19 protein-coding genes are annotated in these 22,950 nt (G+C 63.8%); 10 read left to right on the top strand and 9 right to left on the bottom strand.

The window, feature by feature from the left end; all coding sequences use genetic code 11:
• The 5 genes from LG385_RS10670 to LG385_RS10650 all read left to right on the top strand — a co-directional run bounded on the left by LG385_RS10670 (position 1) and on the right by LG385_RS10650 (position 4,787).
• Complete coding sequence (locus LG385_RS10670) at positions 1-1,416, top strand: iron-containing redox enzyme family protein (RefSeq protein ID WP_225774258.1); 1,416 nt, start codon at positions 1-3, stop codon at positions 1,414-1,416.
• 2 nt (positions 1,417-1,418) lie between these two features.
• Complete coding sequence (locus LG385_RS10665; protein ID WP_413247373.1) at positions 1,419-2,378, top strand: methyltransferase; 960 nt, start codon at positions 1,419-1,421, stop codon at positions 2,376-2,378.
• A 201-nt stretch (positions 2,379-2,579) separates the two neighbouring features.
• Positions 2,580-3,761, top strand: a complete 1,182-nt coding sequence (locus LG385_RS10660) for an HPP family protein (protein WP_225774256.1) — start codon at positions 2,580-2,582, stop codon at positions 3,759-3,761.
• 73 nt (positions 3,762-3,834) lie between these two features.
• Complete coding sequence (locus tag LG385_RS10655) at positions 3,835-4,140, top strand: DUF2845 domain-containing protein (RefSeq protein ID WP_225774255.1); 306 nt, start codon at positions 3,835-3,837, stop codon at positions 4,138-4,140.
• Positions 4,141-4,172: 32 nt separating this feature from the next.
• Positions 4,173-4,787 (top strand): hypothetical protein, encoded by a 615-nt coding sequence (locus LG385_RS10650; RefSeq protein WP_413247372.1) that lies wholly within the window; start codon positions 4,173-4,175, stop codon positions 4,785-4,787.
• Positions 4,788-4,853: 66 nt separating this feature from the next.
• Here the strand turns inward: LG385_RS10650 and LG385_RS10645 are convergent, their stop codons facing one another.
• From LG385_RS10645 to LG385_RS10630, 4 genes are all read right to left on the bottom strand, one after another.
• A complete protein-coding gene (locus tag LG385_RS10645) occupies positions 4,854-5,654 on the bottom strand; it encodes an HpcH/HpaI aldolase family protein (RefSeq protein WP_225774253.1) in 801 nt (266 codons plus the stop codon).
• Positions 5,655-5,724: 70 nt separating this feature from the next.
• Positions 5,725-7,428 carry an amidase gene (locus LG385_RS10640; protein WP_225776220.1) on the bottom strand — a complete coding sequence of 568 codons (1,704 nt, stop codon included), beginning with the start codon at positions 7,426-7,428 and terminating at the stop codon, positions 5,725-5,727.
• A gap of 88 nt (positions 7,429-7,516) precedes the next feature.
• On the bottom strand, positions 7,517-8,695 hold the full coding sequence (locus tag LG385_RS10635) for a catalase family protein (RefSeq protein WP_225774252.1): 1,179 nt from the start codon (positions 8,693-8,695) through the stop codon (positions 7,517-7,519).
• A complete protein-coding gene (locus tag LG385_RS10630; RefSeq protein ID WP_225774251.1) occupies positions 8,692-10,485 on the bottom strand; it encodes a di-heme-cytochrome C peroxidase in 1,794 nt (597 codons plus the stop codon). Before LG385_RS10630 ends, LG385_RS10635 begins: the two co-directional genes overlap by 4 nt.
• 220 nt (positions 10,486-10,705) lie before the next feature.
• Between LG385_RS10630 and LG385_RS10625 the strand changes: the two genes are divergently transcribed.
• On the top strand, positions 10,706-11,215 hold the full coding sequence (locus tag LG385_RS10625) for a hypothetical protein (protein WP_225774250.1): 510 nt from the start codon (positions 10,706-10,708) through the stop codon (positions 11,213-11,215).
• 57 nt (positions 11,216-11,272) lie between these two features.
• Here the strand turns inward: LG385_RS10625 and LG385_RS10620 are convergent, their stop codons facing one another.
• The 3 genes from LG385_RS10620 to LG385_RS10610 all read right to left on the bottom strand — a co-directional run bounded on the left by LG385_RS10620 (position 11,273) and on the right by LG385_RS10610 (position 14,305).
• Positions 11,273-11,494, bottom strand: a complete 222-nt coding sequence (locus tag LG385_RS10620) for a DUF6555 family protein (RefSeq protein ID WP_225774249.1) — start codon at positions 11,492-11,494, stop codon at positions 11,273-11,275.
• A gap of 108 nt (positions 11,495-11,602) precedes the next feature.
• On the bottom strand, positions 11,603-13,822 hold the full coding sequence (egtB, locus tag LG385_RS10615) for an ergothioneine biosynthesis protein EgtB (protein ID WP_225774248.1): 2,220 nt from the start codon (positions 13,820-13,822) through the stop codon (positions 11,603-11,605).
• Between the two features lie 57 nt (positions 13,823-13,879).
• Positions 13,880-14,305, bottom strand: a complete 426-nt coding sequence (locus tag LG385_RS10610; protein WP_225774247.1) for a DUF1810 domain-containing protein — start codon at positions 14,303-14,305, stop codon at positions 13,880-13,882.
• 122 nt (positions 14,306-14,427) lie between these two features.
• On the opposite strand from LG385_RS10610, the gene LG385_RS10605 reads away from it, so the two are divergent.
• The 4 genes from LG385_RS10605 to LG385_RS10590 all read left to right on the top strand — a co-directional run bounded on the left by LG385_RS10605 (position 14,428) and on the right by LG385_RS10590 (position 21,716).
• A complete protein-coding gene (locus LG385_RS10605; RefSeq protein ID WP_225774246.1) occupies positions 14,428-15,348 on the top strand; it encodes a DUF72 domain-containing protein in 921 nt (306 codons plus the stop codon).
• 36 nt (positions 15,349-15,384) lie between these two features.
• Positions 15,385-15,903, top strand: coding sequence for a nucleoside 2-deoxyribosyltransferase (locus LG385_RS10600; protein WP_225774245.1), 519 nt, complete (start codon positions 15,385-15,387; stop codon positions 15,901-15,903).
• Between the two features lie 305 nt (positions 15,904-16,208).
• The gene (locus tag LG385_RS10595; protein WP_181117615.1) at positions 16,209-16,502 is read left to right on the top strand and encodes a DUF1652 domain-containing protein; all 294 of its coding nucleotides are present in this window, start codon (positions 16,209-16,211) and stop codon (positions 16,500-16,502) included.
• Between the two features lie 120 nt (positions 16,503-16,622).
• A complete protein-coding gene (locus LG385_RS10590) occupies positions 16,623-21,716 on the top strand; it encodes a dermonecrotic toxin domain-containing protein (protein WP_225774244.1) in 5,094 nt (1,697 codons plus the stop codon).
• Positions 21,717-21,760: 44 nt separating this feature from the next.
• Here LG385_RS10590 and LG385_RS10585 read toward each other — a convergent pair whose 3' ends face one another.
• Together LG385_RS10585 and LG385_RS10580 are read right to left on the bottom strand one after the other, a co-directional pair.
• Positions 21,761-22,075 carry an SCP2 sterol-binding domain-containing protein gene (locus LG385_RS10585; protein ID WP_225774243.1) on the bottom strand — a complete coding sequence of 105 codons (315 nt, stop codon included), beginning with the start codon at positions 22,073-22,075 and terminating at the stop codon, positions 21,761-21,763.
• Positions 22,076-22,109: 34 nt separating this feature from the next.
• Positions 22,110-22,808 carry a histidine phosphatase family protein gene (locus LG385_RS10580; RefSeq protein ID WP_225774242.1) on the bottom strand — a complete coding sequence of 233 codons (699 nt, stop codon included), beginning with the start codon at positions 22,806-22,808 and terminating at the stop codon, positions 22,110-22,112.
• Between the last annotated feature and the right edge of the window lie 142 nt (positions 22,809-22,950).

The raw sequence follows: 22,950 nt of genomic DNA, 5'->3' as shown, positions 1-22,950 counted from the left end.
ATGACTGCCTTGCAAAACCTTGCCTGCTCGAACTCCCATGCCTTGCCGGCTACCACGCCGGCAAGGGACCTTTATCAAGCCCTGATGCGTCATCCTGAGGGCGACACGCTTGACGCAGCGCGAGCCTACCTGAGCGACCGGCTCGAAGAAGCCGCGCAGGTGCCGGGCGGCTTGCCCGGGCATTTCGATACGCTCGAGCAGTGGGTGGCTGACAATGCTGCCCGTGTGGCAGAGCAGTACGCCAGTTACCTCAAGGCACGCCACGAGGGCGCGCCGCGACGGTTCTTCACCTGCCGCGCCCACGCGTTGTATTTCCTGCGGGCCGTGGCACCCACCAAGCTGGTGGACGGTGCGTGGCTGTACGGCACGCTCAGCCACTGGGCTGACGGCCGCTACCATGGGCTGATCCGTACCTACCTCGAAGAGCTGGGCGACGGCGAGCCTGCTCAGAACCATGTGGTGCTGTACCGCAAACTGATCGCCGACCTGGAGTGCGAGCCGCACGCCGATCTGGACGATGACTGCTACGTGCAGGGTGCCATCCAACTGGCGCTTGGCGCGCTCGGCAAAGACCTGATGCCCGAAGTGATCGGCTTCAACCTGGGCTACGAACAGTTGCCGCTGCACCTGCTGATCACCTCCTTCGAGCTGAACGAGCTAGGGATCGACCCGTATTACTTCACATTGCACGTCACCATTGATAACGCCAGTACCGGGCATGCTCAAAAGGCCGCCCACAGCCTGGTTGAACTGATGCCCACGGTTGGGCAAGAGGATTTCATCCGGCGCGTGCGTGCCGGCTATCAGCTCAATGAATTGGGCACGGGTACCACCGCGGCCATCGCGGCGTTCGACCTCGAAGAAGAATTGGTCGCGATGCTCGAGCGCAAACAGGTGTTCGCCCAGCATATGCATTCCGATTACTGCAAGGTTGAAGGCAGAACGGTGAACCAATGGCTGGCCGAGCCAGGGGGCATTCGCCCGTTCCTTGCGGCGCTGGAGCGCAAGGGGTGGATCAAGCGCAAGGCCGACCCAAGCGAAAGCCGCTTCTGGCAGCTGATCGATGGCCCGGGCGCAGCGATGTTCGGGGTGTTCAGCGCCTACGAAAAGCAATTGCTGGCTGACTGGATCGCCGATGGGTATGTGCCTGAAAACAACCAGCGCCGCGGGGCCGATAACCCGTTCCGCCTGAAGTTTCGGCAGCACCCCTTGGCCACCTCGTTGGCTCAGGCGGCCGGCCCCAGCGTTGAGGAGCGCACCCAGGTGCAGGCAGCCCTGGCTGAGCCCGGGCCATTGCCACGCCTGGAGCGGCTGATTCCTTTCTTGTCGCCCCAATGCCACGCTACCCCGGCGGGCCTTTATGCCACGCGCTTGTATGCCCGCGAACTGGCCGGTGAACCGGGGGTAGGTCGATGACCATGGCGCAGGCGTTTGAAGGGTTGGCACCGGTAGAAGAGGGCGGCGCCATCTTTGCCTTGGGGCGCTACCTGGCGGAGCAGCGGTACTGCTTCATCACCCCGACGCCCTTGACTCACCAACGCAACCTGAATCGCGATCCCGGCCCGGGTTCGGATTTGCGCGATGCGTTTGGCTGGAACCGCCCGTTTGCGGCCAGCCTCCTGCCCGCCGGGCTGTTGGAAGCTCTGCGTGCCGAGGGTGTGATAGTGGCGGATACCCCCGGCTTCTGGCGCAGCACGCTGCGATGCTCAACCTTGGGCGATCAACGCCTGTGGCACTCGGGCTACCCGACAGACGCTGCCGATGCCGTGTTCTTCGGGCCAGATACTTACCGCTTTGCCCGCAGTATCCAGGCGCATCTGGCACAACGTGGCGCACCGCCCGAGCGGGCGGTAGACATCGGTACCGGCAGCGGTGCGGGGGCGCTGGTGATCGCCAAGGCATGCCCGAACGCCCAGGTATGGGGGACCGACATCAACCCGGGCGCCCTGCGCCTGGCAGGGATCAACGCGCATCTGGCTGGCGCCGATAACCTGCAGGTGCAGCCGGGCGATGTGCTCAGCGGGGTAGAGGGGACGTTTGACCTGATCGTGGCGAACCCGCCCTATATGCAAGACCCGAAAGGCCGTGCCTACCGGGACGGCGGCGAGGGGCTTGGCAGTGCGTTGTCCCTGCGCATCCTGGCTGAATCCCTGCCGCGCCTGGCCGTCGGCGGGACCGTATTGCTGTATACCGGTGTAGCCATCGTAAAGGGCCAGGACCCGTTTCTGGAGGGCGCCCGCCAGGTGCTCGAAGGCTTTGATGGCCAGTGGCACTATGAAGAAATCGACCCGGATGTGTTTGGCGAAGACCTGGAACTGGAAGGTTACGCTACGGCCGAGCGCATCGCCGTGGTAGTGCTGACCGCCACTGCCGGCTGAGTGTTTCGCCAAGTTCGGCGGCTGCGCCGCTCCTACGGGCGGATGCCCTGTGGGACCCGGCGAAGCCGGGAGGTATAACGCGATGACCGAGCCGGCAGGTGCCGACAATCCCCATCCACGCTAAAATCCCCGCCGCTACGCCGGCACAGCCAGGTCCACTGGCGCCCCCCCGGTTATCTTCGTCCTTCATGTTGGTTGCCTATGCCTGCCCCTGTTCCCGAACACCCCCAACCGCCGTCACGCCAGCCGCGCCTGCTGGCTTTGGCGCGGGCGTTGTGGCCCGCGCCGCAACCCATCAACCGTCGCGAAAAACTGCGGGCCAGCCTCGGCGCCGCGTTAGGCGTTTTGCTGGTGGCCCTCCTGGCCGCGAGTTGGGTCGAAGGTGGCCTGGCCCATGAACACAGCCTGCTAGCCCTTGCCCTGGTAGCACCGTTGGGAGCCAGCGCGGTGCTGGTGTTTGCGGTGCCCTCAAGCCCGCTTGCACAACCCTGGTCGGTGGTGGGCGGTAATACCCTGTCGGCGCTGGTAGGCATCGCCTGCGTGAAGTGGGTGCCCGATGCCTCGCTGGCTGCTGGGCTGGCGGTGGGGTTGGCGATTGCAGTGATGCTTGCCCTGCGCTGCCTGCACCCACCGGGCGGCGCGTCGGCGTTGCTAATGGTGCTGACCGGCTGCGATCGGTTCATGTTTGCCGTCACGCCTGTACTGCTCGATTCGCTGCTGCTGGTGGCCGCGGGCCTGCTGTACAACAACCTTACCCGTCGCCCCTGGCCGCACCTTCATCGAGCCGCGCCGCCTGCACCGGCTGCGGGCGAGGGGGGCACCCGGTTGCAGCGCAGCGACCTCGACGCCGTGCTGGCCCGCCACAATGAAGTGCTGGACATCAGCCGGGATGATCTCGAGGCCCTGCTCGAAGAAGTGGAGGCGCTGGCTTATCAGCGCACCATGGGCAAGGTGCGTTGCGCCGACGTGATGAGCGCAAACCCGGTGGCCGCGCGGGTGGAAATGCCGCTGCGTGACGCCTGGGCCCTCATGCGCAAGCACCGGATCAAGGCCTTGCCAGTGGTGGATGGGCGTCAGCACCTGCTGGGCATCGTAACGGTTGCCGACTTTATGCGGCAGATCGACCTGGACGTGCACGAGGGCATGGCCTGGCGCCTTCGCTCGCTGGTGCGCCCCAAGCCTGCGCACGCACGCACAGTTGGCCAGATCATGACCCGCACCGTTCGCGTGGCCAGCCATGATCGCTTGCTGATCGACCTGGTGCCGGTGTTCTCCGAGAACGGCCATCGGCACATCCCGATCATCGACGAAGGGCAGCGGCTGGTGGGGATCATCACCCAGTCGGATTTGATCCGGGCGCTTTATCAGGCGGTGCGGGCGTAAATGCCGGCCGAAGCTGAAGCCAGTAGCAGTAGCGGTTAAGATGGCGTGGTGTTCCTGACCTGACCGGTGACTCATGAAACCCTCTCTTTCCCTGCTCGCCAGCGCATTGTTATTCTCCGCCGGCTTCGCTTGGGCGGATGACACGCTACGCTGCAACAGTGCGCTCATTTCTGTTCACGACCGCATGGGCGAGGTGCTGCGCAAATGCGGCGAGCCCACCAGCCGTTCCCCTCAGGGCTCGGTGCGTGTGAGCGCTGGCGCTGGCCGTCGGCTGGAGCTGCCCGTGGAGGAGTGGACCTACGGCCCCAATTCGGGGATGTATCACTACCTGCGGTTCGAAGGTGACGAGTTGGTGCGTATCACTGGCGACAGAGGCTAGCCCTGGCCCTCGGCCATATTCGAAAGAGGAAGATCATGCGTCTGGCCCCCTTGCTTGCCTTGTTGCTCTCCACAGCGGCCTTGGCCGCGCCCCCGGGTATGGTTGAAAAGGTCCGCGGTACGCTGGATGCGGCAGACAACAACCAGCTGAGGATGACCACCGCCGCCGGCCAGGCCATCACCGTGGCGCTCACGCCGCAAACCACGGTGCGCAGCATCGCATTGGCCAGCCCTGCGGACATCACGGCCGATAGCTACATCGGGACCGCCGCAGTCCCGCAACCCGACGGCACCCTGAAGGCACTGGAGGTACACGTATTCGCGCCCAGCCTGCGCGGCAGCGGCGAAGGGCACCGGCCATGGCAAAGCGCCGAAGGCGCCCAGGCCACCATGACCAACGGAACCGTGGGCGCGGTGAAGGAAGCCCAAGGCCGCCGGTTGACGGTCACCTACCCCGACGGCGAGAAAACCATCGTGGTGCCGGACGGCGTGCCGATTGTGCGCATTGACCCGGCGGACACTTCGCTGCTCACCGCCAGCGCGCCCGCCAAGGCTCATGTGATCGTGTTCGCCGTGCCGGATGACCACGGCGGTGCTCAGGCGCAATCGGTACTGGTGGGCAAGGACGGGATTACCCCACCGATGTGAGCCCCGGGGCTGTGCTCCTTGCAGTTCGCAGGCTTCGCCTACTCCTACATTGCCCCGGCGGCCCATTCAATAAGTGCTCGACGAAGGGCCCGGCGACGCCTCGTCACGGTACAACGCAAGGTTGGCGCGAGCGGCGGTACGCAGCAGGCTGATGTCGATGCCCACCGCAATGAAGTTGCAGCCCCATTCCCGATAGCGGCGCGCGTCGGCTTCCACTGGCGCGAGGATCCCTGACGCCTTGCCGGCGTGAAGGGTGGCGTCGATGGCGTGGCGGATCTGCTCTTGCACCTCTGGATGCAGCGGGTTGCCAGGGTGGCCCAGACCTATGGACAAGTCGGCTGGCCCCACAAAGACCGCGTCTACGCCCTCGACCGCGGCGATTTCAGCGGCATTGGCCACGCCCAGTCGCGATTCCACCTGCACAATCAGGCACAGCTGCTCATGAGCGGTGGCCAGGTAATTGTCCACCCCATCCCAGCGGGTTGCGCGGGTGAGGCCGCCGCCCACGCCCCGGATGCCTGCCGGTGGATAGCGCATGGCCCGCACGATGGCCCGTGCCTGCTCGGCCGTTTCCACCATGGGCACCATGAGCGTTTGCACACCGATGTCCAGCAACTGCTTGATCAGCGCCGGGTCGCTGTTGACCGAACGCACCACCGGTGCGCTGGCATACGGTGCCACGGCCTGCAACTGCGCGAGCACACTGGCCACTCCGTTGGGCGCATGCTCGCCATCGATCAGCAGCCAGTCGTAGCCCACACTGGCGGCTATTTCGGCGGCATAGCCGTTGGCGAAACCGGCCCACAGGCCATATTGCGGTTCGCCGGACGCCAGGCGGGCTTTGAAACGGTTTACAGGCATTTGCATTGAGCTACCTCGGCAATCAGAACCAGTGTTGTGGTGCAAGCGTAGGTAAAGCGGTAGTTAAGCGCCTGGTTCAGCCGAGCGGCGGGGTACGCGGCGGGATGCGGCGGCGATTGCCGGTGGCTTCGAAGGCGGCGGCAAAACGCAGCAGGGCGGTATCGTCGTACGCACGGCCGGCGAAGGTCAGCCCTACCGGCATGCCGATGTCAGCCATTAGCCCCATGGGCACTGTCACGGTAGGCACGCCGAGGTGGCGGATGGCGAGGTTGCCGTTTGCAACCCATACGCCGTTGCTCCAGGCGATATCGGCCGAGGCCGGGTTCACGTCGGCATCGGCGGGTGCAACATCGGCCACGGTGGGGAACACCACGGCATCCAGCCCTCGCTCTGCCATCCAGTCCTCCAGGTCGGCCTTGCGGGTGGCCTCCAGGGCGCGCAGGCCGTCGGGCACGGTAGGGATCTGGTCCCACGGGGTGATGCCGCGCTCGGCCATGCGCACGTATTCATCCATGCCGGCCGCCAGGTCGCCCTCACGGTTGGGCAGGGTGCCCGGGTCATGAGGAAAGATCAGCGGGCCGTTGACGTCTACCAGCCGGTTCAGCTTCGGGTCGCCGTTGGCCTGCAGGAAATCATCGAACGCCCAGGCGGTGAGATCCCAGAGTTCATGGTGGAGGAACTCTTTCGATACCAGCCCTCGGTTGAACACCGTGGGCGCGCCGGGGCGGTCGCCTTCGCAATTGGACACCATCGGGAAGTCTACCTCCACCACCTCGGCGCCAGCAGCTTCCAGCGCCTGGCGGGCTTGCTGCCACAGGTCGATCACCGTAGGCCGCGTATGAATGCGTTGCCCGGTTGGGCCGCCGATGCCCGGCGCTTCGCTGGTGCCCGCCTGCGGGTCGGCATTGATATACATGCGCGGCACGCCGAAACGCTTGCCGGCCAGCGCGCCCTGTTCAGCGGCCAGTGCCGAATACGAGGCGGGGCGCACGTCGGCTACGGATGGAATGGGCACCCAAGGCTGCAAGCGCCAGAGGTCGCCACGGGTATCGGTATCCACGGCCACGATCACGTCCAGCACTTCCAGCAGGTCGGCCATGGTCCGCGCGAACGGCACCACCACATCCATGGTGGGCGTAAGCGGCCAGTTGCCGCGCACCGAGATTACTCCGCGCGAAGGCGTGTAGGCGCACAGGCCATTGTTCGAGGCCGGGCCGCGACCACTGGACCAGGTTTCTTCGGCCAGGCCGAAGGCGGCAAAGCTGGCTGCGGTGGCTGTGCCCGCGCCGTTGGAGGATCCCGAGGCAAATGGGGCAGTGAGGTAGTCAGCGTTGTAAGGGCTTTCGGCCCTGCCGTATACGCCCCGCTGCATCCCTCCATTGGCCATGGGCGGCATGTTGGTCTTGCCCAGGCAGATCGCCCCGGCAGCGCGCAAACGCTCGATAGTGAAGGCATCCCGATAGGCCACCAGATCGGCAAAGGCAGGGCTGCCAGAAGCGGCGGTCAGCCCTTTGACCAGGTAACTGTCCTTGGCGGTGTAGGGTATGCCATCCAGAGGGCCGAGGGTTTCGCCACGGCGCCGACGCTCATCGCTGGCCTGCGCTTCGGCCAGCGCGTCAGGATTGCGGACGACCACCGCGTTGAGCCGAGTGGCAGTGGCCGGGCCGTCATACGCCTCGATGCGGGCCAGGTACGCCTGCACCAGCTCGACGGCGGTGGTTGTCCCCGCTTCGAGCGCCGCCCGCAACTGGGCGATGGACACTTCGGTTACTTCGATCATGCTGGCACCGGTCAACAGGTTGAGAGGTGCCATTCTGGCGAGCCTGTGACGCCGGTGCAACGTTCGCCGGAAGGCCAACCCCCGGCTGCTACTGTTGGGCTGCGTTGCGGGCGTTGCGGTAGTCGGCCACGGCTTCGTATACCGCCTTGCGCAGGCGATTGATGCCGCCCAGCGGCTGATGCGCTTCGATGCCGTGCCAGGGGCTGAAGCGCATGTTGTCGCAGGCCAGGTTCTGCTCCGGCGTGTCGAAGTCCTGCGGTGGCAGGCGCAGATGGCCCACAGTGCGGAAGGCCGAATCGTTTTCTTTCCACTCCACGCTGGTGTCCTCCAGCGGCATGTAACGGTTGGCGTCCTGCAACTGGACCTGCAAGGCGAAACAGGCAGGCTGGCGGTCCGTGGACAGCTGCTGATACAACGCGCCCCGGAGGAAGTTGGGCTGGTCCCGGTTCATGGCCGGCAGGTTGTAGGCAGGGCACGCCGACGGCTCGGGAACTACCCGGAACTTGGCGTTGGCGCTGCCGTAACGGTAGGGGGCCACGGAGTAGTAGGTGGCGTCGGCCGGTGTGTCAGGCGCCTTGCTCAGGGTGGCAAAGGCGATAAACACATGGCGGATCTGCCAGGTGCGCGGGTCCCACGACGGGAAGAAGGCCATGGCACGCTTGCCCTCGGCCTGGGCGGCAATGTTCTGCCGGTACTCGGCCACGTCACTGACGAAGAAGTTGGGGTGGTTGAACATGACGAAGTCTTGCTCATGGCGCGCCTGTTGGCTGGCCAACAATGGGGTGCCCGGCACGTCCAGCAGCTTGATCGCCATGCCACGCGCATCGGAAATGTTATCGAACTGGGGATAGGCGTTGCCGTTAGAGAGCCGCATCCAGGCTTGCCAGGTTTTACCCGGTTCGCTGAATACCCCCTGCCGCCACTGAGCGGGAAGGTCGCTGTCCACGCTCAGCTCTGCGCGCACACAGCCATGAGCCTTGGCATGGGCGTCGCGCAGGTAGCGAGTGTCGGTACGGTATTTGTCTACGATCCGTATGGCGGTCTGGATGATGTCCTGGGTCATGGCGGCTTCGCCTGGCGGCACTTGTTCCACCGAAGCGACCGGCCCGGAGAACTTCCAGGCGTACCAGAGGGCGCTGCCACCCCAGCCGATCGCACCCAGTATCAACAGCGCTGCCAGCAGCCAGGCCAGCACTCGGCCAAACCACAACCAGGCGGCCACGATGCGGCCGCGTTTGCGCGAAATGAACAACGTACGTTCGGTCATGGCAGGTGTTTCTCCAGCGGGCCACCAAGCACTTTCAGGTATTCGAGCAGGGCCCAGCGCTCGCTGGGCTGCAGCAGCCGGCCGATCACCCCATTGCCCTGAGGGCCGTCCCGGAATTCGTGGCCGCTGTTACGGTTGCCAGCGATGCGTGTGTCGAACAGGAAGCCACCCGCAAACGCCTCGGTCTTGTAGCCCAGGTGCTGCGGGTCGTAGTCGAACGTGCCACGGTAGAAAGTGGTGGCGCGCTCGTCCTGGGGGGACAGCAATTGATAAATCGTAGGTACTGAGCCGTTATGCAGGAAGGGCGGGGTTGCCCATACGCCGGCCAGTGGCCGCGCCTTGTAGGCGCGCAGCTCGCGTACGCCGATGGGCAGGTCGAAGCCGTTCATCCGCCCTTGCTGGTCAAGGGGGATGCCCGCGTCCGCATAGGCTCGGCGCTCGACGAAGGCGGTCACCCAGGCCAGGCCCATGGCGACGGACACACTATGAAGGTCCACTTGCTGGGGTGCAGTCACCACATTGAGCCCAGCCAGGTCTTCAGCGGTCCAGTTCAGGCTACTCAAATCGAAGCGGTGGTCGGCAATGTTATCGGCGGTCGTGGGGGCGGGGCCGATCACCTGAGTGGGCAGCATGCGCAGCGTCGCCACAGGGCGGCCATTCTTCATCTCCGTGTGAGGCACGTGGCAGGTGTGGCAGTTCTCCTCGAACAGCGCGCGGCCTTGACTGGCAAGGGTGAGATCCACAGGCCCGAGCACGTCCTCAGGCCAGGCCGGAGGAGCCAGCCGTTGCAGGGTTTCCTCGATCAGATGCAGATCGTTCACCCGCACGCTGGAGGGGTAGCGGTCATCGCCGGTGTGTGGTTGACCTTGCGCGTCCCGGTACTCCAGGGTGGCGCCCACGCCAAGGGATTCGCCGATATTACGTGCCATCGGCTGCTGGGCAGAGCCGTTCCATTGCACCCAGTCGAACGTCCAGATATCCCACAACTGGGGGTAGTCCACCGGGGCGTTGCCCGGGCGGTAATTGGCCGGCGTAAGCCCGTCGCCGAAGGCCGCGTTGGCGATGCGCCCGAACGCATCGGTGCGCCCGGGGCCTTCCTGAACGGGATACAGGCCGCGGTGCGTGTCGTTCCAGGCCGCCCGCAGGAAGGTAAACAGCGTTTGACGAAGCTGGCTTCGCAGCTCAGCCTTGCCATGCGGGTAGCCATCGCCCAGCACCTTGCGGGCGAAGCGGTCGAACTTCCAGGGAACGTAGGCCGTGGCCGCCAGGCTTGCCACCAGCGCCTGGCCGAAGCTGCCGCCGCGCAGGGTAGGTACGGTAGAAGGCAGTACGTGTTGGGCGGTGCCGCCGTCGATTCGAACTGCGGTGCCCTGGTAGCGCAGCTCGCCGGTATGGCACGCCGCACAGGTGATATCCAGGTAGCGCTGGCCGTCGGTGGGGTTTACATGTTGGGTGAACCCCACCGGCAACCGGCCTGTGTTCGCGGAGCTGCGCTGGGTATCGAAGAGGAAACCAAACCGCCCCAGGTTAGCCTGAAGCGCGAACGGCGTTGCGGAGAACGGTTGTTCCAATGCTGTGAACCACTGATAGCGCAAGCCTTTGACTTGTGTTCCCTGCGGCGTGAAGTAATAGGCCTGGCGGTCGGCCTCGCTCCATTGGGGCAGATATTCCACACGCGAAGGTGGGCTGTAGGCCGGCAAGTTCGGCCACGCGGTGAAATACAGCACTACACCCAGCAACGCCAGCAAGGCTACAAGCAGGGTGCCACACACCCAGGAAACAACGCGCATCACGGCCATCCTTGGAGAAAACGGCGCCTTTTATGCCTGATCGCCCAGGTGATGGCAAGTGGCTATTTATCTTTCCGGTTCTCGCGTGATCGCTCTGCGGCGGCATGTGCTGGTTTCGGTGAATTTTCCTACAACTATTTAAGGCTTAAAGCCTTTGATATGGCAATGCGGGCGCCTATACCTTCAATCTGCAATCTCAATTGAAGGCGACAGTTTCGGCATGGACATGCGTTATCAACACCGCCGCCAGGCGCCGCCCATTACCTTCGCCTACCAAAGCTTGCGTGGTGATACCACCCAGCACAGCCTGCTGTATTGGCAGCACAATACGGTCGGCGTGCAAGGCCGCGAGCACACCGGCGCATTCGCCAGTTTTTCCAAGGCGCGAATCGTGGAGGTACAGGTGGGCGCCGATTGGCTCGAAGAGGCCACCGCCCCTGAGGCGCCAGACCCACTGGCAAGGAGCAAAGGCGGCTCCAGCCCCAGGATTTACTTCCTTGGCTTTACCGCCGCGCAACGGTTCCAGTTCGAATTGCTGGCTGCCGAAAAAGGCATGCATGTGGTTCCAGCGCTACTGCCCAACCTGGAGTTCTGCTGTTGCGGGCCGCGGGTAAGTTGGCGAGAGCTGCAGCAAGCCTTCGATCGCAAGGCCTGGGTGTTTCACCCCCAGCAGTTGATACGGGCATTGGAAACCGGTGAGCTGCCCGAACATCATCCGTGGATGTTCTGATCGGGCGGCCGATGTTTTGCTGAATGGATGTACCGGGCTTGAGGGAGATGCAGGCGTTCAGGCCTGGCGCCACACCACGCCTTCAATGCCGAACTTCTCGGCCATCGGCTTGCTGGTCTTGCGCACTTTTTCCAGGCCGTAGCGGCCGATGCGGCCTACACCGGCGTCACAACTTGCCCAATGCCAAGCTTCGGCGTTATCCATGCTGTCGGCCCGAATGATGAAAGACTTGGGTGTACCGTGCTGGGTGTAATCGATGACGAACAGTTTTGCGCTCATGGGTGACTCTTTCCTCCCTCTATGACCTACAGAAAGCCACAAGCTCAAATAATTCAATCGGATTGTCGGACGATCGGCCTTCAACGGCCAACCGTCTCCATTTACAACCTACACCAGGCGGAAGAGCGCAACTTCCGGCGCATCGCTCACCCATTGATGGCTCACCTTCCAACCGGCCCGGGCCGCCAGCCCGGCCAACGAGGCCGGGGTAAACTTGTGGCAGTTTTCCGTGTGAAGGCTCTCCTGTGCCGCAAACATGAAGCGTTCACCGGCAATGGTCACCGCCTGGTCGGTCGTGCTCACCAGATGCATTTCAATCCGCTGAGCGGCACTGTTCCAACGCGCCTGGTGTCGGAACTGGTCAAGGTTGAAATCCGCGCCAAGCTCCCGGTTGATTCGCACCAGCAAGTTTTTGTTGAACCTGGCTGTGACCTGAGCGGCATCGTCGTACGCGGCTTCAAGAATCTCGGGGGCTTTGACCAGGTCCACACCGACGATGAAGCTGGCGCCGCGGCCAAGCAATCGCCGCGCACCCCGAAGGAAAGCGACCGCCTCATCGGGCGTGAAGTTGCCAAGCGTCGACCCGGGGAAAAACCCCACGCAGGGGCATTTGCCGATCTGCTCGGGCAAGCGCAGGGCGCGAGTGAAGTCGTCCACCTGCGGTATCAGCTTCAGGGAAGGGTAAGCCTCGCGCAGCTGATTGCTGGCTCGCTGCAGCGCATCGGCGCAGATATCGATGGGTACGTAAGCGCCAAGGTGCGGCGCGGCATCCAACAGCAGGCGAATCTTCTCACTTGCACCGGCACCAAACTCCACCAGCGCGGCGCCTGGCGGCAACAGCGAGGCAATTTCGCCAGCGCACCGTTGCAGCAGGGCGATCTCGGCCCGGGTAGGGTAGTACTCGGGCGTATTGCAGATGTCTTCGAACAGCCGGGAGCCCGCTTCGTCATAGAAATACTTGGGCGAAAGCTGGCGCGGATTCGACCGCATCGCCGTTAGCACATCGGCCTGCAGGCCGGCGTCTTCGGTGTGCTCCGACACCAGCTGCGGCACCTCGGCCAAGGTGTCCCGCGCCCCGCCCAGAGATCTTGAGCTGCGGCTGTCCCGGGCCAATCGCAGCCCGCTGAAGGCCCAGCGTGCGCTGGAGGGGAAGAAGTTGCGATACGTTTCGCGGCTGTGCCCTGGCGGCGTGATGCTGGCGCCGCCACGAAGCACCATCTGGTTGACCATGAATTTGCCGTTGTACTCGCCCACCGCGCCGGCCGCCGCGCGAAAGCCTGGGTACGCGGTATACGGGCTGCGCGTCCACTGCCACGCCACCTCGTGCGCCTGCTCCAGCAACCCGGCCGTGGCTGCTACTTCCCACTCGGCCTCGCTGGGCAGCCGAGCCCCGGCCCATTCGGCAAAGGCTGCTGCCTCCACATAGCTCACATGGGTGACCGCTGCGTTGGGGTCCAGGGGCTGCAAGCCGCGCAAGCTCATCACCTGCCAGCCAGCGGCAATGTCTTCCCGGGCGTCGGGTTGCCGTCGCCAGTAGGCGGGGGCCTCCCAGGCCTGGGCTTGCACGGTCGCCCAGCCTTCCGACAGCCACAGCGCCGGCGTGCGGTAGCCCCCTGCGGCGATGAATTCCAGCCACTGGCCGTTGGTCACCAGCCGGTCGCTGATTTCAAAGGGTTCCAGCCATTGCCGGTGCCGGGGCCCCTCGTTGTCGAAGGCGAAGCCAGTGCCGTCGTGGCCGATTTCCACCAGGCCGCCAGCATGGGCGCGGAAACGCCCGGGCCGGCCAACCGGCGCCTTGGGCCAGGCCGGATCATAGGCTGGCGCCAGTGGGGAAAGGCTGAACAGGTGAAGGATGTCCATCAGGATCAGCTCCTGATGTTGCTGCTCATGCTGCAAGCCCAGTTCCACCATCGACCGTTGCTCAGCGCTCAGGTCGGTTGCCAGGAACGTGGCCATGTGGTGGTCGACGTGTTTGCGGTAGGCGAGCACATGCTCCACCGGGGGCCGCGTGAGCATGCCCCGCTGCGGCCGAGGCTGGCGCGGGCCGACTGCTTCGTAATAGGAATTGAAGAGATAAGCGAAGGCCGGGTCGAACGGGCGATAGCCAGGCAGCCCTGGCGTCAGCAAGAAGGTTTCAAAGAACCAGGCGGTATGGCCAAGATGCCATTTGGTCGGGCTGGCATCCGGCATGGACTGCGCGGCCATGTCCTCGGCGGTAAGCGGCACCGCCAGGCGCTCGCTGTGTTGGCGCACGGCAACGTATCGCTCGAGCAGGGCGCCGGCAAAGGCACAGGGGGGCGTAGCGAGTGGCTTGGTTGAAATACTCATGAGAATCCAACGGCTCCGTCGAAGGTGACGATGGGAAGCGTGGCGCGCGATGCGCGTTCAGGAAACCAGCAGTTCCAGCGTTTTGGGGTCTTCTTCGCCGTTGAAGTACTGCTCAAGCACGGCGGCGAACAATGGGTCGCCATGGGAAGCACGTGAGAAAAGGGTAAGGCTCGAATGCAGCTTGAGCGCGTCAAGTCCGCCAAAAATGGCCTCCGCACGCTTGCCGCGGTGGTCCAGCAGCGCGCTACAGCATTCTTGCAAACGGGCGCCGAGCACAGGGTCAGCCAGGTAGGCCACGGCTTCGGCCGAGCCGCTGATACCGTAGAACTGCGCCGTGTCGCTGCGGCCCAAGCCGCGCAGTTGCGGGAAAATGAACCACATCCAGTGGCTACTTTTGCGGCCGGCGCGTAGCTCGTTCAACGCCTGGGCGTACACTGGCGCCTGGGCATCGTGGAATCGTTTCAGGTCGAAGGGCGGTTCCATTACGGCCTCGCTTGGCAGGGGTTCCTTTTACTGTCAGTTCATAGCGCGGGGAGTTCCCCAGGTTGAACCGCGCGCCTGCGCCATCGGTCCGATTGAGCAACCCATCGCAGGAGCACACCTCCGTGGCTGACATCCGTATCGGCATCTCCGGCTGGCGTTACACGCCCTGGCGCGGCGACTTCTACCCCAAAGGCCTGACCCAGGCCAACGAACTGGCCTTCGCTTCCCGGGCAGTGAGAGGGATCGAGATCAACGGATCGTTCTATGCGCTGCAAGCCCCGGATCGTTATGCCGAATGGTATGCCGCGACCCCCGAAGGTTTCATGTTCAGCGTTAAAGGGCCGCGGTACATCACCCATACACGCCGGTTGAAAGAGATCGAAACCCCACTCGCCAATTTTTATGCCTCCGGGATGTTTCAGCTTAAAGAAAAGCTGGGGCCGTTTCTGTGGCAGTTCCCACCCAACTTCCGTTTCGATCCCGAACGGTTCGAGGCGTTTTTGCAGCTGCTGCCCCGCACAGGCGCCCAGGCCAGGGCCCTGGCAGAGAAGGCCGAGGCGCGCTTGCACAAGCCCGGCTACCTGGACATTCCGAAACGCGGCGCGCTGCGTCATGCAGTGGAAATTCGCCATGAAAGCTTCGCCACGCCAGAATTCGTGGCGCTGCTGAGGCGCCACAACGTGGCTTTGGTGGTCGCCGACACGGCCGGCAAGTGGCCTTACGCGGAAGACCTTACCGCGGACTTTGTGTACATCCGCTTGCACGGAGACGCCAAGCTGTATGAAAGCGGCTATTCGGATGACGCACTGGACCGTTGGCAGGCGCGGATCGATACGTGGAGCCAGGGGCGGCAAGTGAAGGATGCAAAAACCCTCAGCCCGGCTCGGCCGCGGCCACGGAAAAGCCGTGATGTGTTCTGTTTTTTCGATAACGACGTGAAGGTACATGCGCCCTATGATGCGCGGGCCTTGCTGAGGCGGCTGGGCCTGGAAGACGGCCTGACGACCGTACCCGGCGAGCCGCCAGCGGACGGGCTATTTTAACCCGGCACTCCATCCTGTTCCTCGAGAGGTAAAATCATGCCAACGGTGTACCTGGCCGGCTTCGACGTTTTTCAGCCGGATGCGCTCGAGCGCGGGAATTATCTCAATGCCCTGTGCGCCGAAGCGGGCCTCGAAGGCTTGTACCCGCTTGATAATCAGCTTCCACCGGGCCTCGCCGGGCCAGCGGCGGCACAGTGGATATACGACCAGAACGTTGCGCTGATCCACCGATGCGATGCCGTGTTGGCGAACCTGAATCCGTTTCGCGGCCTGGAGCCCGATTCCGGTACCGTGTTCGAGGTCGGCATGGCAACGGCCCTGGGCAAACCGGTATGGGCATGGTTCAAGCCACAAGGTAGCCTGCGCGAGCAGATTCCCTGCGATGCACTGGGCCATGATGCTCAGGGTTTCACCGTCGAAGACTTCGCGCTGCCTCGCAACCTCATGCTGGCATGCGCCTGGGCCGGCCACAGCGCCAGCGCCGAGGCGGGCGCCCGGGCGCTGGCGGCTTATCTTGATGAACGGCGTGCTGGTCAAGGCATCCGGCGCTCCTGACGTCGGCTATACATTCCTGAGTTCCAGGCCTGTATAGCGGCTTCATCCGTCCAGGAATTTTTTCGACCAGTGGGCCCTCTTCGAACACGTGCGCAACAGACGTGCTGAAAGGCTTATGCGAGGTTACCTTGCGGTCATCGCAAAAGCTTCCAGCGCGTGACGTTGGCAGGCATGGGCTAGAGGCGTCGCCGGGGTTTGCTCCACCCCTGCACCAGGTCTATAACTTGAAGGCAAGCCCGGGAATTGATGCGCCGTTTCGCTTCATCGCCTTCGCGGTCCCGGCCACTGCCCCGAGGAGTTACATCATGAAAACCATAGGCCTCAGCCCGCTGGAGATCCGCGGCATCGTCGAACGGGCATTTCTGCCCCTCGCTTGTACGTGTGAGCAATCGGCCGACGAATGTTTCACCGTTCGTATCGAAGACCTCCACACCGGCAAGGTGTGCCTGGTGGCTGACGGCGTATCGCCGGACCGTTTCGCCAGCAGTCGTGATATCAGCAACTTGATCGCCGAGCTGCGCACTCAGCTTGAAAGCCCCGCGTTTGGCCGTGGCGCCGCGCTTGGGGGGCATATGTCGCACCGAGCGCGCGCTTTCTGATACCGCCTTCTCGAGCGGCGCCGCCTGCGCCGCTCCTTTGCTTCGAAGCCCTCAATAATTACCACGCCTGGCGCGTGTCGCTCCTTAGCCTTGGCGCTCCCTCTGCCAAGGAGCTGTTCGATGTCAACCCACGCCACATCCCGTACCCTTTACCAAGGTGTGATCGCCAATCGTCTGCCAACCTGGCTCGCCAAGGCGACCGCTGACGACTTGCAACGCTTGCATACCCTCAGTGCCAAGGCGCAAGCCTCCCGAGCTGCACTGGAGTCTGCCGCGCAGGGCTTGCCGCAATTCCAGCCGTATGCGACCGCCGCGTTGAACCAATTGCTGGCGGCCGCCGGCGAAACGGAGGTGGACCCCTCCACTACGGTGCTCTATTGGGTAAGCACCGATTCCGATAGCGAACCATTGACCTGCACCTTGCTGCAGGCAGCGCTGCGCAACTTCACCGAAGAGGACGCTGAACCCGAAGCCTTCGGCCCGGGCTCCGGGCTTTACCGTGACAGTGTTGGAGCCTCGACCCTTGACCCCGCCAAGCGGCTGGCACTGAAGCCCTGGGCCTTCGCGCGGGCCTGTCGAGCGGCCGATGTAGGGGCGGGATATGCAAGGTTGCTTGCAACTCGGTTGCCTGAGGCGCAGCACGAGGCGTCCCCGCCAGCAATCTCGACATTGCCCAGCCGGTTCATTGAAGCGGATAAGGACGCGCTGCGTGTGGAGGCGTGCATTGCCCGCATGAAAGGCAAGCTGGACGCGCAAGGTGAGGCGATGCTTGCCAACTGGGGGCTGGCCAGTCAGGGGGTGGCGGCCGTGCCAGCACGGGCAAGGCAGTTGCGCCTGGCTGGCTTCGAACTCGACCGTGTGCTGGTGATCATGGCCGATGATAACGGCCCCCGTGGCCGCGCCTGTTTACTGTACATACCAAACGACCCGCAAGCCCCCCTGTGTCAGTTTGATAATGTCGATGCGATGACGGCGCACCTGCGCACCCGGCTGGGGCAACCCGCGTACCTTCGTTTCATGGCTGGTTTCGTTGGCCTCGAACACGAACAAGCGTTTATCCGCGCTGTGAAAGGGCCAGCCGTCGAGGATTTCGATCATCTGTACGGTACGGTGGTTAGCCCCTTGCAGGCCTTGGAGCTGGCGGTCCGGCTGATTGATCACGAGACGCCGTTCCCACGGCCAGTGATTGCTACAGGTTTTGTATCGATCAATGATCTGTTTCCTGAACGGTACGCCGCCTGGGCCAGGCAAACCCTCGCCGATGCCGCAGTGCTCGCCGTTCCAACACAACGCATTGACCGGTCTGCCGTTCTGGCACGGCATCAGCGCTGGGTGGCATTGGGTGAGCAACTCGGGCTCTTGGTGCTTTCCTTTATTCCGGGTGTGGGCCAGGCCATCGGGGTCTATTCGATGGTGCAGTTACTGCATACGGTGTTCGATGCATCGCGCGCGCTCGGCCGTGGAGACGAGCGCCTGGCCCGGGCGCTGCTGCTGGGGGCGGCCGAAAACGCAGGCACGTTGTTGGCCAGCCCGGAGCAACCCGGAGTGACCGAGACCGAAGCCTTCGCCGATCGCCTCCAGCTGATTACCCATCCCGACGGTGCGACCCGTTTATGGCTGCCCGACATGGACCAGTTGGGCAGTAACACGCGCCCCCAGGGGGCCGGACCACTGTCCGCCGATGGCATCGTGCGGGTCGGGCAACAGGCTTGGGTTCTGCTCGATGACCGGTACGTTGGCGTCGCCCCGGACGTTAACCCTTGGCAAGCTACCCTGCTGGCACCGGCAGGGTACCGGGGCGTGGTTCCGCGGTTGCTGAGCAATGGGCACGGGGGATGGCGGGGCGAATTCGAACAGCCGGGGGGCTGGAATGCGATAACGCTGGTACGGCGTGGAGGTGTGGAGGCGAACCAAGTCAGCGACACCGACGTTTCCCGCGCGCTGGGTATGGCCGACGTTTCCGCTACCGAACTCCAGGGCAGGGCATCACGCGGCGAGCCATTGCCCGGCGTGCTGCGCTTGCTGCTCCATCGCCATGCCGCTGCCCTGGCCGTGGATCAAGCCACCGCTGCTCTGATTGCGCGGCAGGGGCTGCCAGCCGCGCACCCCGACATCGTACGCACCCTCACTGATGTACCAGGGTGGCCGGAGGACACGGGGATAGAGCTGGCATGGCCGGGCGGCCAAGCCAGTACGTTGCATCCCACAGCGCTGCGGTCGGTGCGCCTGGAAGCCGCGGCATTTACCCAGGCCGATTGGTTGTCGGCGCTCGTTCGCGAGCTCTCGACCGCTGACCTGGCCCCGATGATCGGAGACTGGAGCACACTCGAAGCGGCAGGAGAGGCCCTTGCCGACCGCTGGGCCGAAGTGCTCGAAGCACGGCGGTGGCAAATCATTGATGGCTGGACGGCCGGCGAACAAGCCCACACAGCGGCCGCACCGATCGCTCGGCAGTTTCCAAGCCTGCCTCCCCAGATACTGAACGAGCTGGTGCGGGCATGCGACGGCGGGGGGTTGCGCCAATTACAGGCGGGCAGGGTGCCATTGGCCGTGGCGGAACTCGCCGCGGGCGCACAGCGGGATGTGCGACTGAGCCTCGCCTGCGAAGCGCTGGCCAATGGCACTGCCAGCGCCGACCGGGACGCCCTGCTGATCGGGCTGCTCCCTGCCGTCGAAGGCTGGCCTCAAGGCCTTGCCATCGAATTGCGTAGCCAAGGCCCGGGCGGGCTTTCAATACATCGCGCTGGCCCAATGGACGGCACCGCCCTTCGTATCGAACGGTCAGCACAGAACATCTACGCGACAACCGGGGAGCCCTCCGGCACCTTCGATAGCCTGGAGGCAGCGATTGTAGGGGCTGTGGCGCGTTCAAACCCGGCACCAGCGGGCCTGCCATGGGACGCCATGGGCTTACGTAGCCGCCTGGTGGACCTTGCGTTGAGTCGCCGCTCGGCGCTTCGCTCGCTCCTGGGCATGACCGCTGATACACGGCCCTTCTTCCGTGCGCCGTCACGGCAGGCTGACGGGCGGCTGGGTTACCCCCTGAGCGGTCGGGGCTACGGTCTGTTGTCTGTCGATGTTATCGGCCAACTGCTGCGTCAGCTTTATCCGGATACCGACTACGGCACCCTGCAGGCATTGCGTCACGAGCTAGGTGAAGGTACGGCTGCGCTGCAGGAACTGGCTCGACGTCATACGGAGGCGAACGAGCTACGCCTTCAACTCGGCCGGTGGCTGGCCAGCCTGGACCATACGGCACCAAGCTCATCTACGGATCAGACCATCCGGGAAGTCGCGGCGGGGGCGATCATTCAGGCCTGGCAACGGCGCTATGTTGCGACCCAGGCACAGATTGCCGATGGCGCCACGCGACATAGCCTCAGCCTCCGGCACTTGCATGTGGGCGCCAACCTGCCCGTACTTACGGTGTCGTTTCCCCATGTGCTCGAGCTGGACCTCACCGACATGAACATGGAACAGATTGCCCCAGCCTTTCTGGAGCTGTTCCCGAACGCGCGTATTCTCTCGCTTTCAAGTAATCCCCTGCGTGAGTTGCCCAGTGGGCCTGCGTGGCTAAGCCGGCTGCGCGAAGTCAGGCTACGGGATATGGATATGCACAGTGCCGAAACCGTGCTGGATTGGTTGCAACCCAGCGCGGCCACCTTGCAGGGCCTTGATCTCTCGGCCAACCCTGCGATACCGAACGTGACATTGCTTGAACGAATTTCACGTTTCACGGCGCTCAGAGACCTTGAGCTGGACGACAACGGTATCGAACTTACCGCTGAACGGCAGACTGTGTTTACCGCCCTGACCAACCTCGTGTCGCTCTGCCTGGATCGGAATCCGTTGCGGTTGCCGCCCAGCCTGGAGGGGCTGTCACGTCTTCAATGGCTGTCCATCGCGGATGCCGAACTGCCGGCATTGCCGCCCGGCCTTCAGCAGTTGATGGCCGCGCCAGAGCTGCGCCTGACCTATATCAATCTGGCAGGTAACCGCATTACTGAGCTCCCGGACCTGCGGGCGACCGAATTCTTGCGCCGTGCTCGCCGGGGAGATCACCGGGCTACCTTGCTTTATTTCAACCTGGACAGTAATCCGCTGAATGAGGCGGCAGTGGCCCAGCTTGATCAAGCGGGGTTAGAGTTCGACCCTGCCGAGGGTACGGATAGCACCGACCGGTGGCTGGAAGGGTGCCCGCAGCCTCTACAAGCGCGCATCAGCCAGGCGAGGGACGAGCCCGAAGCGCGAAGTTTCTTCCAGGTACTGAGCGAAGTCGTGCGCACTGCCACCTACGTGCGGGCGCGAACGGGAGAGCAACGCCAGCAAGTGACAAGCCGGGCCTGGGCGCTGGCCGAGCGGTTCCTGCCCGCCGAGGGGCAGCCATTGCCCGGGATCACTGAACTGCGGGATCGCTTATATGACATGGCGCGCGAGGCACAGGCCACGTGCGGTGACGGCGTGGCGCTTACCCTCGACCAGTTCGAAGGCGAGGTCGCTGTCTGGGAGGCCATCGCGGGCTCAGCCGAAGGCACGTCTACTGCCGCTATGGGTGCAGCCGCCACGGTAGCGCGTCGGCAGTTCCGCCTGGCATTGCTGGATGCTCAGGCCCAGCGCCTGGTGCGTGCACGCCAGGCCAGGCGCAATGATCAGGTAGCGGTCGATCCGGCAACAGACCTGGCGGATGATTTGCCTGCCGACCAGTTGGACATGGGGCTTGATGAGGTGGAAGTGCGCCTGGTTTTGCGCCAGCGGCTACGCGAGGAGCTTGACCTGCCCGCTGTCAGCGAGCGCCTGTATGATGCACTGGTCAGCGATACCACGGCGGCGGCCGTCGCCAGACAGGTGCGTGCATTGGACACTACGGGCGCCTTTGCCCAATGGCTCGTCGATCATCAACAGACCTGGCGATCCACGCTAGAACGGTACTATGCGAGCGAATTCGATAGAGAGCGGGCGCCCTATGACCAGGCATTGGCGCACGTATTGGCATTGGCGGCGGGCGAGGTGATTACCGAACCGTTATCGCCGGCGGCGCTGGCTGCGCTCGAAGCCGTGGAGCCAGAGGTGGAATGGCAGCGCCCTGGCGGCGCCCCCAGCCAACCCACGCTGAGCGAGCAGCAGGCTTACGTGCTGAGTAATAGACTGAACCAGCGCTGCACGCGGGCAATGGATGCATTGCGCCTGCGGCTGACTCGCGCGTTACTCGGCTGATCATGCAAGGCGCCCGCAGGCGTGGCGCGGGCGCCTTCTGGCTGTTAAACCGGGAACAGCTCGCTCAGCTTCATGGCCAGCATCATGTCGCCCTCGGCGCGCAATTTGCCTTGCATGAATGCCTGCATGCCGTCGGTGTCGCCGCTTACGATACCTTCCAGGGTCTCGCTATCCATTACCAGGGTCACGTTGGCGTCCGGGTTTTCGCCTTCCTGGATATCACAGGTGCTGTCCTTGACGATCAGGTTGTAGTGCTTGGTGTCATCGATGCGGAAGCCGAATACCAGGTCCAGGCCAGCCGCGGCCGCCGGGTTGAACTTCGATTTCATGGTTTCGATAGCTTTGTTTACGTCGCTCATGGGAAGGTCCTGTTCAGTCAGGTGGGTAGGGGCGCTAGCGCCAGGTAATCAGCTCCGGCGCCTTCGCCAGCTGCAGGTGCGCATGGCTGTTGAAGCAAGCCAGGGTCACATCAGCGCCGTGAAAACGCAGGTGGCTTATCGAGCTGTTGTAGATCTGCCAGTTGAGTCGAAAGGCTTCGGCTGGAGCGAGGCCGGTATAACGGTGCAGCAATGCAGTGATGACCCCGCCCGACGTGAACACCGCGATGTTTTCACCCGGCGCGGCACGTTGCAGCGCGGCTTCGAGCGCACTGCCGGTGCGCGACAGGAAACCGGCCCAGCCTTCGGTCGTTTCAGTGCCGGCGGCACCTTCCAGCCATAGCTCCACGATCCGCTCGAACAATCGCTGAAACGCCGCCGGGTGCTCCGCCGCGTTACGCATGATGCTCAGCGCATCGGGCTCACCGGGGAGCAAACCGGGCAACAGGGCTTTGATAACCCCTTGAGCATCGAACTCGTTGAAGCCGTCCAATGTACAAAGGGCGGGTGCATTCTGAAGCTGGGCAAGGGCGTGGCGAGCAGTGTCCTGCTGGCGGCGCAGGCTTCCTGCGAAGCAATGGTCCAACCGTACCCCTGTATCAGCCAGAAACGCCCCCAGCAGCTCGGCCTGACGTTGACCTATGCGGGAAAGGACGTCGTAGTCGCTGGCGCCGAATGACGCCTGACCATGCCGGATCAGATAGAGGTTACCCACGTACTGTGCCCACCGCTGCCGCCGCCGTTGTGCAATGCAATTGGGGCAGGTTAGAAGCGAAGGATAAGGCTGTCAACGGAAATTCATACGCCCGTTTCAAAAGAGCGTTTCACGCCCTCGGGCCTGGCTGGGATTTGCGGAC

The organism is Pseudomonas sp. Marseille-Q5115 (genome assembly GCF_916618905.1).
GTDB lineage: Bacteria > Pseudomonadota > Gammaproteobacteria > Pseudomonadales > Pseudomonadaceae > Aquipseudomonas > Aquipseudomonas japonica_A.
Note: the sequence above shows the minus strand (reverse complement) of the source record. Positions and strands in the feature narration are given on the sequence as shown.